Below are 13,747 nucleotides of genomic sequence, written 5' to 3' on the forward strand. Positions count from 1 at the left end.
ATAAAATTATTGACAATATGCTACGTTATAAAATACAATTCGTTTATTTTTGCCTTAAAACCCAAATAGAATGCGTAAGATATTTTTTATTTTAACTACACTAAGTTTATTAACCTATTCGGCATGTGATGATGGAGATGTAATTACAGTAGAATTCGATTTTGATGACGAATATGCTGTATGCGAGGGTACCGGTAGTTTAGTGTTTTATAAAACAAAAAATGATCCTTCTGAATCTTTATCGGTAAGAATCTCAGAATTAAGCAGCCTAAGTGAAATTTTAGCTATTGGCGATGATAATGTTTACGAAGAAACCTTTAGCTTATCGTCCACCAATGCTTTTAACTACCGAACGTATAGCAACGCATCCTTACCAAATGATTTATTCTGTAACGATATCCCGAATTCTGAAGTAAAAATCACTAATGATTACGAAGCTACCAGTGGTTCGGTAACCATTAGAACCGTTTTAACGGAAGATGATAATGATGGTATTCCTGCTGAGCTCGAGGATATTAATGCGAACGGTGATTTAACAGATGACGATACCGATGGCGATGGTATTCCTAATTACTTGGATTTAGATGATGATGGAGACAACATCAGAACTATTGATGAAAATCCGGATCCGAATGGTGATGGAAATTTTGATGATGCACAAGATACTGATGGTGATGGTATTCCGGATTATTTAGATGCCGATGATGATGGAGATGGTGTAAACACACGCGACGAAGAAAACGAATCTCAGGACAACAATCCGGCAAACGATATTACAAACCCTGATGTAGGTGCCGATTATCTAAACCCAGAGGTTAGCACTACCGTTGCGGCAACCTCGTACAGAGCACACAATATCACCAAAACCTATACCGTAACCTTAACTGTTTTCGATATTGATTTAGGCGTGATTTCTTATGATGTTTTAGAATTTGGAACTTTGGATGATTCTGAAATTAGCAGCAGTTTAAAAACAGAAACCTTATCGCCTGTATTTAATTAATCAGTCGTGTTTTGGTAAATGTAAACTTCGGTTGCACCTAAACCGTATTTCTGATAATTGGCATCGTAAAATTTCACATTACTGTAACGCCCAAAAAGGTATTCCAGTTCTGTTTTTAAAATCCCTTCACCAACACCGTGAATGAATACGATTTTCTGGATGCGTTTATTAATAGCGAATTCCAACTGACGTCTGGCCGTATCTAACTGTAAGGTTAACATAGCGTAATTAGTCATCCCTTTTGACGATTTTACCAGTTGATGAATATGTAAATCGACTTCCATAGTGGGTTCGTAACGATCTTTAGCCCGTTTCTTTGGCTGTTGGGTTCGCTTTTTAGAGGCTTCCTTTTCCTGAATAGCCTGACCAATACCGGTTATTGCAGATAAGGTTTCTTTAATGGCTTTGTTCGATTTTGCCTTAACCAGTTCGTAAGCCTGAAAACTTAATAAAAAACCATCTTCGGTCTCAATAGAAATGGTATCGCCCTGCACCTGCTTAACCACACCTGCCATATCCTCATCTAAAACCAAAACCTGATCGCCTGCCTGAAATCCCATATACTTCTAATTGTCGTTATCTTCGAACTGATTTTCGTCACTATGTTTACTAGGAATCGTTTTAGAAATTCGATACACTCCGGTCATTAAAATTATAATGCCTGCAATTAACACATACTGATTTTGTTCTGCCCCGGCTTTTGAATAAATAGCGACAATAGCCCCTAAAACAATCAGTATATAATTTATGTATTTCATATGAATTTTATGTTTTGTCCAATAATGATAACCCAAAAAGATTACAAATATGCTGCAAAATTACATTAAAATTTTAGAGCACAATTCATTTTAATGAAACTAACCATAAGATACATGGCTGTAGAAATTCCTTTTTTAAAGACTATCAAAGGATTAACAAAAAAAATCTCATAAACCAACTGAAATAACTTTCACAAACCCTTTATTTTTATAAATTTGAATGAAATACTTACAAAATGCAAGGTTTGGAAGAATATATGTTACCCTGTCTGAATAAAAAATTATTCGGGATGGAATGTATGGGTTGCGGCATGCAACGTTCGCTTTCACTCTTGGTTCATGGCGAGTTTATTGCCGCATTTAAAATGTATCCTGCTATTTACACCTTACTCATTATGTTTTTAGTGATTGCATTTAATCTGTTTAAAAGCTTTAAATCAGCCAATAGAATCATTCTTGTTCTGGCGATCATTAATGCAATCATAATTATTACAAGCTTTTTTATAAAAACCTTTTCAATCTAATTCAACATCAAATGGAACAACAAAAATTACCCAATTCAACCCTCATTTTAGTTTTAGGAATTGTATCAATACTTACATGCTGCTGCTATGGTTTTGTAGGCTTAATTGTTGGTGTTATTGCACTCGTTTTAGCGAGTAAAGCCACTAAAATTTACTTAGAAAACACTGAGCTATATACCGGCTACTCCAATGTAAAAACCGGTAAAATATTAGCTATCGTAGGCATTGTATTAAGTGTGCTTTATCTACTAATGATCGTATGGGCTATTGCTACTTTTGGATGGGAAGCCATGCAAAATCAGGAACTATTACAGGAACGCATGCAGGAATTTATGGGGCAATAACAAACAGATATAAAAAAATAACTCAATTTAAATTTATGGAAAATAAACCTCAAAGACCAAATAATTATTTGGCATTAGCAATCATTAGTACAATTTTATGTTGCTTACCAACTGGAATTGTAAGTATTGTGTACTCCACCAAAGTAAATAATCTATATGAAGACGGGAAATATGATGAAGCTGAAAAAGCTTCTAAAAACGCTAAAACCTGGGGTATTGTATCCATTGTTGCTGCCGCTGTGGGGGTCATTATTTATATTCTGATTTTCGGCGTTGCTATGTTTGCAGCTATGACTAACAGATAATGTTCTACAAATTAAAAATATTAAGCATAATGATTGTAGTGATAATAGTCGCAGGACTATTATCACTATATTTTTTTTACAACCCTTTGGAATTTAATTTTTTTCCTAAGTGTCCATTTTATTCAATAACAAGTTTATTTTGTCCAGGCTGTGGCAGCCAGAGAAGTATTCATCAAATTTTACATGGAAATGTCACAACAGGCATAAGACATAACTACCTGATATTTTTGTTATGTATCGTTTTGGGATATCAACTGTATATATTGGTATTAAAAATGAATCAAAGAGCGGTAAATAAAAATATTTTACACAAATCCATTACCACTAAGATCATTCTTGTCATTGTGGTTTTATTTTGGATATTAAGAAATATCAATATCTTTCCTTTTACGGAATTAGCTCCATAAAAAAAGCGACCAAGGGGTCGCTTTTTTTTATCGTAATCTACTTTTCAAATTGCTCTAATGTTTTAATTATTATGTTTACACAATCTAAAAGTTGTTCTTTAGTCATTACCAAAGGTGGTGCAAAACGAATAATATTTCCGTGTGTTGGTTTGGCTAACAAACCATTATCGCGCAAGGCTAAACAAATATTCCAGGCCGTATCGCTATCTTCACTATCATTAATCACAATAGCATTTAACAAACCTTTTCCCCTTACTAACTTAGCAATAGAGCTGGTTTCAATATACTTGTTCAATTCACTTCTGAATAATTGACCAAGTGCCTCTGCCCGTTCTGCCAAACCTTCTTCTTGAACCACTTCTAAAGCCGCAATAGCCACTGCTGCCGCAACAGGATTTCCACCAAATGTACTGCCGTGATTTCCCGGCTTAATGACATTCATGACATGATCATTAGCCAACACAGCACTAACCGGATAAGCTCCGCCACTCAACGCTTTTCCTAAAATTAAAAGATCTGGTTTTACATGTTCATGGTTGACAGCCAATAACTTTCCGGTACGGGCTATTCCCGTCTGTACTTCATCGGCAATAAATAACACGTTATACTGCTCACATAATGCCTTTGCCTTTGCTAAATACCCTTCACTTGGTACATAAACACCTGCTTCCCCTTGAATAGGTTCTACTAAAAATCCGGCTACATTTTTATTGCTTTTTAATGCTTCTTCCAGAGCATCTAAATTGTCGTATTCGATTTTAATAAACCCTTTCGTGTATGGTCCGAAATTTTCACGAGCCACAGGGTCATTTGAGAACGAAATAATGGTGGTGGTTCTTCCGTGGAAATTATTTTCACAAACTATAATTTCTGCTTCATTTTCATCGATGCCTTTAATCTCATAAGCCCATTTTCTGCAGATTTTCAAGGCGGTTTCTACGGCTTCAGCTCCTGTATTCATCGGTAACAACTTGTCGAAACCAAAATACTCGCATGCAAACTTTTCGTATTTACCTAACATATCGTTGTAAAACGCTCTGGATGTTAAAGTCAGGACTTTGGCTTGCTCAACCATAGCATTGATGATTTTCGGGTGACAATGCCCCTGGTTTACGGCCGAGTAGGCCGACAAAAAATCGTAGTACTGTTTACCTTCTACATCCCATACATAAACCCCTTCCCCTTTGCTTAATACCACGGGTAACGGGTGATAATTATGAGCGCCATATTTGTTTTCTAAATCGATTGCCTGCTGTGATGTTAATGTTTTTAAAACAGCCATTTTAATAAAGTTTAAATTGATAAAATAACCATTCCTACTGTACCTTTATCCTTTCGAAGAGATCGAAAATTCAGCGTGGGAGAGAAATCATCCCTAGGGCTCGCAAATTACTAAATATTACTTGCTTCAAAAAATTTGTCAACAAGAATCCTTTCAATTCCTCTTTAAACCAAAATTTCTGTTAAACTAAATGAAAATAAACCAATTTTTATTTCCCGCTATTATTATTTTTGCAGCATGTCGAGAAAAAACAGAAAACAAATATTTACAAACGTAGAAGTTGTAGATGCCGGTGCTAAAGGCAAAACCATTGCTAAAGCACCAGATGGAAAGGTTATTTTTTTACCTAATGCCGTACCTGGCGATGTTGTAGATGTACAAACCTTTAAAGCACGTAAGGCTTATTACGAGGGTAAAGCTACCGTATTTCACAAATTATCAGATAAACGTACCACGCCGGCCTGCGAACATTTTGGTGTTTGCGGGGGGTGTAAGTGGCAGGATATGGCCTACGAGCACCAGTTATATTACAAACAAAAAGAAGTCACCAATAACCTAACCCGTTTAGGACACATTGAACTTCCGGAAGTCACGCCTATTTTAGGTTCGGTAAACCAGTATTTCTACCGCAATAAAATGGAATTCTCTTTTAGTGATAGTCGTTGGTTAACACTTGAAGAAGTACAGTCTGATAAGGACTTGGGCGACAGAAATGCTTTAGGGTTTCACATTCCGGGAATGTGGGATAAAATTCTTGACGTAAAAAAATGTCATTTACAGCAGGATCCTTCCAACGATATTAGAAATTCAGTAAAAACCTATGCTATTGAAAACGGCTTGGAGTTTTTCAATACCCGTAACCAAACCGGATTCTTACGTACCATGATGATTCGTACTTCAAGTACTGGTGACATTATGGTATTGATTCAGTTTTTTAAGGAAGATAAAGAAAAACGTGAGTTATTATTAGATTTTATTGCTGAAAAATTCCCGACAGTAACCTCACTACAATATGTCATTAACGGAAAAGCCAACGATACCATTTACGATCAGGAGATTATTTGCTACAAAGGTGAAGATCATATTTTTGAAGAAATGGAAGGCCTAAAGTTTAAAATTAATGCCAAGTCATTCTACCAGACCAATTCTGAGCAGGCTTTCGAACTTTATAAAATCACCCGTGATTTTGCAGGATTAACCGGCGACGAACTGGTTTACGATTTATACACTGGAACCGGAACCATTGCGCAATTCGTTTCTAGAAAAGCTAAAAAAGTGATTGGTGTTGAAGCTGTTCCGGACGCTATTTTAGCCGCCAAAGAAAATGCAGAACGCAATAATATTACCAATTGTGAGTTTTTTGTAGGAGATATGAAAAACGTATTCAATCAACAATTCATCAATACGCATGGTGTTCCGGATATCATCATTACCGATCCGCCTCGTGACGGCATGCATAAAGATGTGGTTCAGCAAATATTGAATATTGCACCTAAGCGTGTGGTTTATGTAAGTTGTAACAGCGCAACACAGGCCAGAGATTTAGCCTTAATGAACGACATGTATAAAGTGGTTAAAACACAGGCTATCGACATGTTTCCGCAAACATTTCACGTGGAAAATGTTGTGTTATTGGAAAAGCGTTAATTAGTTTTAAATCCCTAAATTGTCAGTCTGAAACCAAATTTCAGAAACCTATTTAAAATTAAGAATGAAATACTTAAAATTTATTTCTTTAGTCGTTATTGCGCTTGTAATTGGAGTAAATATCAGCTGCGAACGCGATGATATTTGTCCGGACGGCACACCTACAACACCAAATTTAATTATCGATTTTTACGATGTAAACAATCAGGAAAGTAAGAAGAATGTTTTCGGGCTGGTATATTATGGCATAGACGACGAAGGTAACCCGGTCCTTCCGGCTATTTCAGTAGGAACAACCAATACCCTATCGCTTCCGCTGAAAACTTACGAAAACACAACGCAATTTGTTGTTTACAAAGATTTTTCTATCAATAATAATGGAACTCCTGACGATACCTCAGATGATTTCGTTGAAGGAAATCCCGATTTGATAACTATAAACTATAGTCGTGAAGAAGTATACGTGTCGCGTGCCTGTGGATACAAAACCATTTTCAAAAACGTAACACTAACTATTGAAGACGATAGCGATAACTGGATTAAAGCCAGACAACCCCTAACCGATAACCAATCTGTAGAAGATGAAACAACAACGCATTTCAATTTATATCATTAGTAGTCTCGCGTGTATACTGTTGTTTTGTTCGACTGCGAATGCACAAAACGATAGTATAGTAAGTGTTGCTAACGATTCGGTAAAAATTAAATTAAAATATGGTTTGCGTCTGGGGGGAGAATTAGGAAAATTGATTCGCTCTTCAATCGACGACGATTATAAAGGATTTGAAGTTATTGCCGATTACCGTATTAAACGTAAGTTATACATTGCAGGAGAACTGGGTTATGAAGAAAAAAATACCGTCAACGATTATTTAGATGTCAGTACAAGAGGAGGATATATTAAAGGAGGTATTGACTATAACATGTACCAGAACTGGCTGGACATGGATAATATGATTTACTTCGGATTTCGTGTTGGAGGAAGCTCTTTTAGTCACGATTTAAACAACTACACCATTTACAATACCTCTCAGTATTGGAATCAGTACGCATCTCAAGATTTAAGAACGTACGATGGCTTAACTGCTTTTTGGAGCGAAATTATTTTAGGAATAAAAGTAGAAGTACTAGCAAACCTGTACTTAGGTCTAAATGCACAACTTAAATTCTTAGTTACAGAATCCAATCCCGGAAATTTCGAAAATATTTACATTCCCGGATTCCATAAAACGTATGACAGTAGCGGCATTGGCGTTGGGTACAGCTACACCCTCTCTTATCGTATTCCGCTGTATAAAAAAGAGAAATAACACTTGTTTTACAAGGCGTAGTATAACCCCCTTACGATTTATAAAAACTTAAGGGGGTGCTTAATACACTAATTTTAAAACTTTATCCCAAAAGCCATCTCGGCATGAAACAATAGCTAACAAAAAGCCCTCTACTAAGAACATAACCACCTCAAATGTCAGTAAAATAATTAACCTACATATTTGTTTTGGAATGAGTCAAAGGTATGGTTCACCCGTGTTAAAGGCATAGATATAGTATGGGTATAGCATGGATAAACTATATATGCCGCCATTAATAAATCAAAAACTGGGGTTAAAACAAATATTTCGTTCACCTTCCGGCCTTAGAATACAACCCCTTAAAAAACCGAAACCCCAATAAAATCATCATCACAAATAATTTAAACCCCTCTTTTAAAAATTATATATCTTTGTTTAAAATTATTAGTTTAAAATGCCTAAAAACACTTACAAGATTGCGGTTGTTCAGTTAAACCTGAATAACACACCTGAAAACAATTTAAAAAAATGTATTCAGTGGGTAAAAGATGCAGCAAAACAAGGTGCTGAAGTTATCTCTTTACCTGAACTTTATAGTAGCCACTACTTTTGCCAGAGTGAAGACGTATCTAATTTTGAATTAGCTGAACCCTTATACAGTACATCTTTTAATGCATTCAGCGCTTTAGCGAAAGAACTTGGCGTAGTTATTATTGTGCCATTTTTCGAAAAAAGAATGGCAGGTGTTTATCACAATAGTGCTTATATTATTGATACCGATGGTTCTGAAGCAGGTTTATACCGTAAAATGCACATCCCAGACGATCCGCATTTTTATGAAAAATTCTATTTCACACCTGGTGATATTGGATTCAAGTCCTTCCCTACTAAAAAAGGAAACATTGGTACATTAATTTGTTGGGATCAATGGTATCCTGAAGCAGCGCGTTTAACCGCATTGCAAGGTGCTGAAGTGCTATTCTACCCAACAGCAATTGGCTGGCATCCACAGGAAAAAGCCGAGTTTGGAGAAAACCAACAAGGGGCCTGGATGAATGTTATGCGTGGGCATGCCGTAGCAAACGGGGTTTATGTTGCTGCTGCAAATCGTATAGGTTTAGAGCAATATTTACCAGACACTAACGGAATTGAATTCTGGGGATCATCATTTATTGCCGGACCTCAAGGAGAGATTTTAGCACAGGCTTCAGTAGATCAAGAAGAAATTTTAATGGCTGAAGTAGATTTAAGCCTACAGGAAAACGTACGTCAAAACTGGCCTTTCCTTAGAGACCGTCGTATTGACAAATACGGAGATATTACTAAAAGAGTCATCGATTAATGCATACAGAACAATGGATTTTCCCTGCTGAATGGGAACAACAACAAGCTGTTTTATTATGTTTTCCTCATAACGGAAACGATTGGCCGGGGAAATACGAAGCCATTCAATGGGCGTTTGTTGAGTTTATAAAAAAAGTAGCTTCTGTTGAAGGTGTTATCGTAGTTGTAGCTTCCGATAAACTAAAGGAAAAAGTTACTACTATGCTTGAATTTGCACATGTAAATATGGCTCATGTATCGTTTATCGTGCATAAAACCAATCGCAGCTGGATGCGTGATTCAGGACCAATTATTGTAAAAAAAGGTGCTGAACGTCTAGCTTTAAATTTCAACTTTAACGGCTGGGCAAAGTATTCTAATTTTAAGTTAGATAAGCACGTTCCTAAAAAAGTAGCTGAGTTTTTAAATATACCCCTTAAACAAGTTACCTTTAAAGGTAAACCTGTTATTGTTGAAGGAGGTGCTATAGATGTAAATGGAAAAGGAACACTTTTAACCACTGAAGAATGCTTGCTACACCCAAGTATTCAGGTTAGAAATGAAGGTTTCACGAAGCAAGATTACGAATGTATTTTCAAAGAATATTTAGGAGTTAACAACGTGATTTGGTTAGGTGATGGTGTTGAAGGTGATGACACTCACGGTCATGTTGATGATTTAGCACGTTTTGTAAATGCGAACACTATTATAACCGTAGTCGAAGATAATCCGGAAGATGCTAATTATAAGCCGCTTCAGGACAATTTAAAACGTCTTCAGAAATCGAAATTAGAAAATGGTAAAACACCAAATATTCTTACCTTACCAATGCCTAAACGTTTAGATTTCGATGATATTCGTTTACCAGCAAGTTATGCCAACTTCTTAATAATTAACAAAGCGGTTTTAGTGCCAACGTTTAATGATTCTAAAGACCGCATAGCCTTAAATATTATCGCCGATTGTTTCCCGGATAGAGAAATTATTGGAATCTCGGCAACCGATTTTATCTGGGGCTTTGGTACACTCCACTGCTTAAGTCAGCAAATTCCTGAATAATTTCAATAGAAAAAAGCAAAAAGCCAGTTTAATAAATAACTGGCTTTTTTTTATAGAATTAAGTAGGTAACAATTTTTTACTTCATATACTTTCCTTTTTTACTACCGGCATAAATTTCATATTTCACTAAGCGCGAATCCAGTTTCGCATTAAATAATTGAATTTTACGAGACGGACGTAAACCAACGTGCTTTAAAGCTTCCATATTACTGGTAATAAACCACGAGTCGGTGTTTGGGTAGTTCTGTTTAAGGGTGTCTCCTATACTTTTATAAAATTCCTGTAAATCAATATTTAAACGCTCTCCGTATGGTGGGTTAAAAACCATATGCAATTTGTTCTCTCCTCCTTTTTGCGTTTTAAAGAAATCTTCATGTTTTACCGTAATAAAATCTTCAAGCTGCGCATTTTTTACATTTTCCTGAGCTTTTTTAACTGCACTCGGCGCCTTGTCATAACCAATGATATTGTAATGAAAATCTCGAGTTTTGTTTAATAAAGACGCTTCAATTTTTTCAAATAAATCAACATCCCAGTCTTCCCAACGTTCAAAAGCAAATTCTTTACGCATTAAGTTTGGCGGAATATTACAGGCAATCATCGCCGCTTCAATAAGCATAGTACCACTACCACACATCGGATCCATAAAATCCGATTGACCATCCCAACCAGACATCATAATCAGTCCTGCTGCTAGAACCTCATTAATTGGAGCGATATTAGTCGCTAATTTATAACCGCGTTTATGTAAAGAATCGCCTGAAGAATCTAACGAAATGGTACACTGATTTCTATCAATTCGAACATTCACTTTTAAATCGGGGAATTTTAAATCCACATTCGGACGTTGTCCCGTAGTATCTCTGAATTTATCTACAATAGCATCCTTTGATTTTTGAGCAATGAATAACGAGTGTGTAAACAAATCGGAATGTATAGTGGCATCAATGGCCAGTGTTCCTGTCGGTTTTAGGTAATCGCTCCAGTTCATAGCATACATTTTATTGTATAACTCCTGCTCGCTGTTTACCGTAAAACTTTTAATGGGTTTTAAAATTTTAATAGCTGTACGTAACCCTAGATTTGCCTTATACATAAAGCCTTTATCGCCTAAAAACGAGACACTTCGCACACCCTTTTTTACATGTTGTGCACCTAGCTGCGTTAATTCCTTTTCTAACAAATCCTCAAAACCAAACAAGGTTTTGGCTACCATTTCAAAATTTTCTCCCATTTTTTTATCAGACTTACTGTGTATTCTTCTTTAATAGAATGCAAAAATAGCGTAATTTTGCGTGAATTTAATGATAATATATATTTAGGTTAAGGATTGAAGTGACATCCTTTTTAATAAGTGACCGCAAGTGAACGAATTAAAAAGATATAACGGAAAGCCTGACCCGAAATTATTCGGGGAACCTACAACACATCTATGAATAAAGACGCAACAAAATGGTTTTCTTCTTGGTTTGACACACCATTTTACCATATTTTATATAAAGACCGTAACGATAGCGAAGCCCAGCATTTTATGGACACGCTTACCGAATATTTAAACCTTCCGGAAAACGGCACAATTTTAGACTTAGCCTGCGGACGTGGACGTCACGCGGTGTATTTAAACTCCTTAGGGTACGATGTTACCGGAGCCGATTTAAGCGAAAATAGCATTGCCTTTGCCAAGCAGTTTGAAAATGAAAGTCTTCATTTTGCCGTACATGACATGTGTAAGCCTTTCGATAAAAAATTCGATGCCGTATTTAACCTGTTTACCAGTTTTGGGTATTTCGATAAAGATGAAGACAATCTAAACACCATTAAAGCGATTAAAGCCGACTTAAACGACTTTGGCTTTGGGGTGATTGACTTTATGAATAGTGAATTCATTATTGACAATTTAGTTCCTGAAGAAACAAAAACTATTGAAGGGATTACATTTAACCTAAAACGTTATGTTGAAGATGGCCATATTGTAAAAGACATTAGTTTTTCTGTTGATGGGCAAGATTACGATTTTCAGGAACGTGTAAAAGCTTTTAAACTTGCCGACTTTGAAGCTCTTTTCGAAGAAGCCGATGTGTTTTTACTGGATGTTTTTGGCGATTATAAATTGCGTAAATTTAGTCCCAAAATGTCTGAACGTTTAATCATGATCTTTAAATAATAAACGCTACTGCGTTAATACATAAATGAATAAATTTTTATTTCCTTTTTTAGCGGTTATCATTGGTTTTGTTTTAGCTCAAATAACCAGCAAGCAAAAATCGTTTAACACAAAGTTACTACTTTCTTTTAGCGGTGCCTTTTTACTAGCCCTTACCCTATTTGAATTACTACCTGAAGTGTACCATCATTTAGATTCTAAGCTGGCTGGCGTGTATATTGTGTCAGGTATTTTACTGCAATTAGTTTTAGAGTTATTCTCAAAAGGGGCCGAACATGGCCATGTGCATATTCATAAAGAGGACACCTCATTTCCGTGGTCGTTGTTCATCAGTTTGTGTTTACATAGCTTTTTAGAAGGTTTTGCCATTCACGATCATAACGATATGGTTTACGGTATTTTGATTCATAAAATTCCCGTAGCAGCAATCATCACCATGTTTTTATTACAATCGGAGTACAAAAAAACGCAGATTGCAGGGTTTTTATTAGTATTTGCTTTAATGACCCCGCTGGGTACTTTAATTTCAACAACATCGGAAACTGCAGCGCATTATTCTCAAGTATTTAATGCTATAGTTATTGGAGTATTTTTCCATATTTCAACCACAATTTTATTTGAAAGTTCAGACGGACATAAATTCAATTTATCAAAATTCATCTCCATTATACTAGGGGTTGGTGTGGCCTATTTAATCTAAAAAAAACAGAAATTTAACGTGTTTAGTAAAGAAGAATCGCGACAACTAAAACAAGAATTTTGGACCAGTTTCGGAAAATCGTTTCCTAGGAAATGGATTCTATACCATACCAAATTAAAAGGTTTTAGCTTTAAATTTTACTTCGACAATAAAAAAGCTTTAGTAGCCCTTGATTTAGAAGACGATTTAGAACACCGTATTAAATACTGGGAAAAACTAGAAGCCTTAAAAGCGATTTTGCTTGACGACTATTTACCCGATGCTATTTATGATGAGGAATACTTTTTAGACAATGAAAAGGAAATTTCAAGAATTTACGTGCCGTTGGAACAAAAAGTGTCTATTCATAACAAAAACACCTGGCGTGAAGTCATGGAATTCTTCAATGAAAAAATGACCTTATTTGAAGCCTTTTTTGAAGAATATAAAGATGTAATTGAAGGTTAATCCACAACCTTTCTCATTTCATAATCGTCCATAATAAAACCATTACCAATATCGGCTACAATCGGTCCTGAATTTATAAAACCTAATTTTTCGTAGGCTGTAATAGCAATATGATTATTGATATTAACCGTTAATCGTATGCATTTCAAACCATAAGTTTTGGCCTGCTCTTCTACAAATTGCATAGCTATTTTAGCAATGCCTTTACCGCGACAATCTTTAAGCACATAAATTTTACTTAAAAACAAGCATTCAGTTTCCGGTTTAATTGCAATATACCCAACTGGATTCTGATTATAAAACAAGTTGAAATACGTCATGCCTTCGGCAACCTGTTGTTGCATGGCTTTTGCCGACTGAAACTTTTCCAGCATATAATCAATTTGCGGTTTCCCAACCAAAGGAATATAATGTTCTCGCCAAATAGTATCGGCTAAAGTTTCTGTCATTAGAAAATCCTGCTCTGCAATCGCTTCAATAATTTCTATCAT

18 protein-coding genes are annotated in these 13,747 nt (G+C 35.8%); 13 read left to right on the forward strand and 5 right to left on the reverse strand.

Annotated elements, in window-relative coordinates; genetic code table 11:
- Window positions 1-70: 70 nt before the first annotated feature.
- The gene (locus tag ICJ84_RS09775) at window positions 71-1,003 is read left to right on the forward strand and encodes a hypothetical protein (protein WP_188216208.1); all 933 of its coding nucleotides are present in this window, start codon (window positions 71-73) and stop codon (window positions 1,001-1,003) included.
- Here the strand turns inward: ICJ84_RS09775 and ICJ84_RS09780 are convergent.
- Both ICJ84_RS09780 and ICJ84_RS09785 read right to left on the reverse strand, forming a co-directional pair.
- Window positions 1,000-1,563, reverse strand: coding sequence for a Smr/MutS family protein (locus tag ICJ84_RS09780; protein WP_188216209.1), 564 nt, complete (start codon window positions 1,561-1,563; stop codon window positions 1,000-1,002). The two genes, ICJ84_RS09775 and ICJ84_RS09780, sit on opposite strands and share 4 nt — an antisense overlap.
- A gap of 6 nt (window positions 1,564-1,569) precedes the next feature.
- Window positions 1,570-1,761: a hypothetical protein gene (locus ICJ84_RS09785; RefSeq protein ID WP_188216210.1), complete on the reverse strand. Its 192-nt coding sequence runs from the start codon at window positions 1,759-1,761 to the stop codon at window positions 1,570-1,572.
- A 236-nt stretch (window positions 1,762-1,997) separates the two neighbouring features.
- On the opposite strand from ICJ84_RS09785, the gene ICJ84_RS09790 reads away from it, so the two are divergent.
- Genes ICJ84_RS09790 through ICJ84_RS17120 form a run of 4 tightly spaced genes read left to right on the forward strand, consistent with a single transcriptional unit; the run spans window position 1,998 to window position 3,341 of the window.
- The gene (locus ICJ84_RS09790; RefSeq protein WP_188216211.1) at window positions 1,998-2,285 is read left to right on the forward strand and encodes a DUF2752 domain-containing protein; all 288 of its coding nucleotides are present in this window, start codon (window positions 1,998-2,000) and stop codon (window positions 2,283-2,285) included.
- 11 nt (window positions 2,286-2,296) lie between these two features.
- A complete protein-coding gene (locus ICJ84_RS09795; protein ID WP_188216212.1) occupies window positions 2,297-2,629 on the forward strand; it encodes a CCC motif membrane protein in 333 nt (110 codons plus the stop codon).
- A gap of 35 nt (window positions 2,630-2,664) precedes the next feature.
- Window positions 2,665-2,934 (forward strand): CD225/dispanin family protein, encoded by a 270-nt coding sequence (locus tag ICJ84_RS09800; RefSeq protein WP_188216213.1) that lies wholly within the window; start codon window positions 2,665-2,667, stop codon window positions 2,932-2,934.
- Window positions 2,935-2,963: 29 nt separating this feature from the next.
- Window positions 2,964-3,341: a DUF2752 domain-containing protein gene (locus tag ICJ84_RS17120; protein ID WP_188216214.1), complete on the forward strand. Its 378-nt coding sequence runs from the start codon at window positions 2,964-2,966 to the stop codon at window positions 3,339-3,341.
- Window positions 3,342-3,378: 37 nt separating this feature from the next.
- On the opposite strand, the gene rocD is transcribed toward ICJ84_RS17120, so the two are convergent.
- Complete coding sequence (gene rocD, locus ICJ84_RS09810) at window positions 3,379-4,623, reverse strand: ornithine--oxo-acid transaminase (RefSeq protein ID WP_188216215.1); 1,245 nt, start codon at window positions 4,621-4,623, stop codon at window positions 3,379-3,381.
- 237 nt (window positions 4,624-4,860) lie between these two features.
- On the opposite strand from rocD, the gene rlmD reads away from it, so the two are divergent.
- The 5 genes from rlmD to ICJ84_RS09835 all read left to right on the forward strand — a co-directional run bounded on the left by rlmD (window position 4,861) and on the right by ICJ84_RS09835 (window position 9,944).
- Window positions 4,861-6,270, forward strand: coding sequence for a 23S rRNA (uracil(1939)-C(5))-methyltransferase RlmD (gene rlmD / locus ICJ84_RS09815; RefSeq protein WP_188216216.1), 1,410 nt, complete (start codon window positions 4,861-4,863; stop codon window positions 6,268-6,270).
- 64 nt (window positions 6,271-6,334) lie between these two features.
- On the forward strand, window positions 6,335-6,886 hold the full coding sequence (locus ICJ84_RS09820; protein ID WP_188216217.1) for a DUF6452 family protein: 552 nt from the start codon (window positions 6,335-6,337) through the stop codon (window positions 6,884-6,886).
- Complete coding sequence (locus ICJ84_RS09825; RefSeq protein WP_188216218.1) at window positions 6,852-7,580, forward strand: DUF6048 family protein; 729 nt, start codon at window positions 6,852-6,854, stop codon at window positions 7,578-7,580. Before ICJ84_RS09820 ends, ICJ84_RS09825 begins: the two co-directional genes overlap by 35 nt.
- Window positions 7,581-8,016: 436 nt before the next feature.
- Entirely contained in the window at window positions 8,017-8,904 is an 888-nt protein-coding gene (locus tag ICJ84_RS09830; RefSeq protein WP_188216219.1) for a carbon-nitrogen hydrolase, read from the forward strand.
- Window positions 8,904-9,944: an agmatine deiminase family protein gene (locus ICJ84_RS09835; RefSeq protein WP_188216220.1), complete on the forward strand. Its 1,041-nt coding sequence runs from the start codon at window positions 8,904-8,906 to the stop codon at window positions 9,942-9,944. The genes ICJ84_RS09830 and ICJ84_RS09835 overlap by 1 nt, the downstream gene beginning before the upstream one ends.
- Before the next feature lie 77 nt (window positions 9,945-10,021).
- Here the strand turns inward: ICJ84_RS09835 and ICJ84_RS09840 are convergent, their stop codons facing one another.
- Window positions 10,022-11,179, reverse strand: coding sequence for a THUMP domain-containing class I SAM-dependent RNA methyltransferase (locus tag ICJ84_RS09840; protein WP_188216221.1), 1,158 nt, complete (start codon window positions 11,177-11,179; stop codon window positions 10,022-10,024).
- Window positions 11,180-11,377: 198 nt separating this feature from the next.
- On the opposite strand from ICJ84_RS09840, the gene ICJ84_RS09845 reads away from it, so the two are divergent.
- Genes ICJ84_RS09845 through ICJ84_RS09855 form a run of 3 tightly spaced genes read left to right on the forward strand, consistent with a single transcriptional unit; the run spans window position 11,378 to window position 13,256 of the window.
- Window positions 11,378-12,109: a class I SAM-dependent methyltransferase gene (locus ICJ84_RS09845; RefSeq protein ID WP_188216222.1), complete on the forward strand. Its 732-nt coding sequence runs from the start codon at window positions 11,378-11,380 to the stop codon at window positions 12,107-12,109.
- A gap of 25 nt (window positions 12,110-12,134) precedes the next feature.
- The gene (locus ICJ84_RS09850) at window positions 12,135-12,809 is read left to right on the forward strand and encodes a ZIP family metal transporter (protein WP_188216223.1); all 675 of its coding nucleotides are present in this window, start codon (window positions 12,135-12,137) and stop codon (window positions 12,807-12,809) included.
- An 18-nt stretch (window positions 12,810-12,827) separates the two neighbouring features.
- Window positions 12,828-13,256: a DUF4268 domain-containing protein gene (locus ICJ84_RS09855; protein ID WP_188216224.1), complete on the forward strand. Its 429-nt coding sequence runs from the start codon at window positions 12,828-12,830 to the stop codon at window positions 13,254-13,256.
- On the opposite strand, the gene ICJ84_RS09860 is transcribed toward ICJ84_RS09855, so the two are convergent.
- Window positions 13,253-13,747: a GNAT family N-acetyltransferase gene (locus ICJ84_RS09860; RefSeq protein WP_188216225.1), complete on the reverse strand. Its 495-nt coding sequence runs from the start codon at window positions 13,745-13,747 to the stop codon at window positions 13,253-13,255. The two genes, ICJ84_RS09855 and ICJ84_RS09860, sit on opposite strands and share 4 nt — an antisense overlap.

It is taken from the genome of Aestuariibaculum suncheonense, from assembly GCF_014596935.1.
GTDB lineage: Bacteria > Bacteroidota > Bacteroidia > Flavobacteriales > Flavobacteriaceae > Aestuariibaculum > Aestuariibaculum suncheonense.

Excerpts from the sequence above, each read along its gene's own strand:
- ICJ84_RS09775 (WP_188216208.1), top strand. The coding sequence starts at position 71 with ATGCGTAAGATATTTTTTATTTTAACTACACTAAGTTTATTAACCTAT.
- ICJ84_RS09780 (WP_188216209.1), bottom strand. The coding sequence starts at position 1,563 with ATGGGATTTCAGGCAGGCGATCAGGTTTTGGTTTTAGATGAGGATATG.
- ICJ84_RS09785 (WP_188216210.1), bottom strand. The coding sequence starts at position 1,761 with ATGAAATACATAAATTATATACTGATTGTTTTAGGGGCTATTGTCGCT.
- ICJ84_RS09790 (WP_188216211.1), top strand. The coding sequence starts at position 1,998 with ATGCAAGGTTTGGAAGAATATATGTTACCCTGTCTGAATAAAAAATTA.
- ICJ84_RS09795 (WP_188216212.1), top strand. The coding sequence starts at position 2,297 with ATGGAACAACAAAAATTACCCAATTCAACCCTCATTTTAGTTTTAGGA.
- ICJ84_RS09800 (WP_188216213.1), top strand. The coding sequence starts at position 2,665 with ATGGAAAATAAACCTCAAAGACCAAATAATTATTTGGCATTAGCAATC.
- ICJ84_RS17120 (WP_188216214.1), top strand. The coding sequence starts at position 2,964 with ATGATTGTAGTGATAATAGTCGCAGGACTATTATCACTATATTTTTTT.
- rocD (WP_188216215.1), bottom strand. The coding sequence starts at position 4,623 with ATGGCTGTTTTAAAAACATTAACATCACAGCAGGCAATCGATTTAGAA.
- rlmD (WP_188216216.1), top strand. The coding sequence starts at position 4,861 with ATGTCGAGAAAAAACAGAAAACAAATATTTACAAACGTAGAAGTTGTA.
- ICJ84_RS09820 (WP_188216217.1), top strand. The coding sequence starts at position 6,335 with ATGAAATACTTAAAATTTATTTCTTTAGTCGTTATTGCGCTTGTAATT.
- ICJ84_RS09825 (WP_188216218.1), top strand. The coding sequence starts at position 6,852 with ATGAAACAACAACGCATTTCAATTTATATCATTAGTAGTCTCGCGTGT.
- ICJ84_RS09830 (WP_188216219.1), top strand. The coding sequence starts at position 8,017 with ATGCCTAAAAACACTTACAAGATTGCGGTTGTTCAGTTAAACCTGAAT.
- ICJ84_RS09835 (WP_188216220.1), top strand. The coding sequence starts at position 8,904 with ATGCATACAGAACAATGGATTTTCCCTGCTGAATGGGAACAACAACAA.
- ICJ84_RS09840 (WP_188216221.1), bottom strand. The coding sequence starts at position 11,179 with ATGGGAGAAAATTTTGAAATGGTAGCCAAAACCTTGTTTGGTTTTGAG.
- ICJ84_RS09845 (WP_188216222.1), top strand. The coding sequence starts at position 11,378 with ATGAATAAAGACGCAACAAAATGGTTTTCTTCTTGGTTTGACACACCA.
- ICJ84_RS09850 (WP_188216223.1), top strand. The coding sequence starts at position 12,135 with ATGAATAAATTTTTATTTCCTTTTTTAGCGGTTATCATTGGTTTTGTT.
- ICJ84_RS09860 (WP_188216225.1), bottom strand. The coding sequence starts at position 13,747 with ATGATAGAAATTATTGAAGCGATTGCAGAGCAGGATTTTCTAATGACA.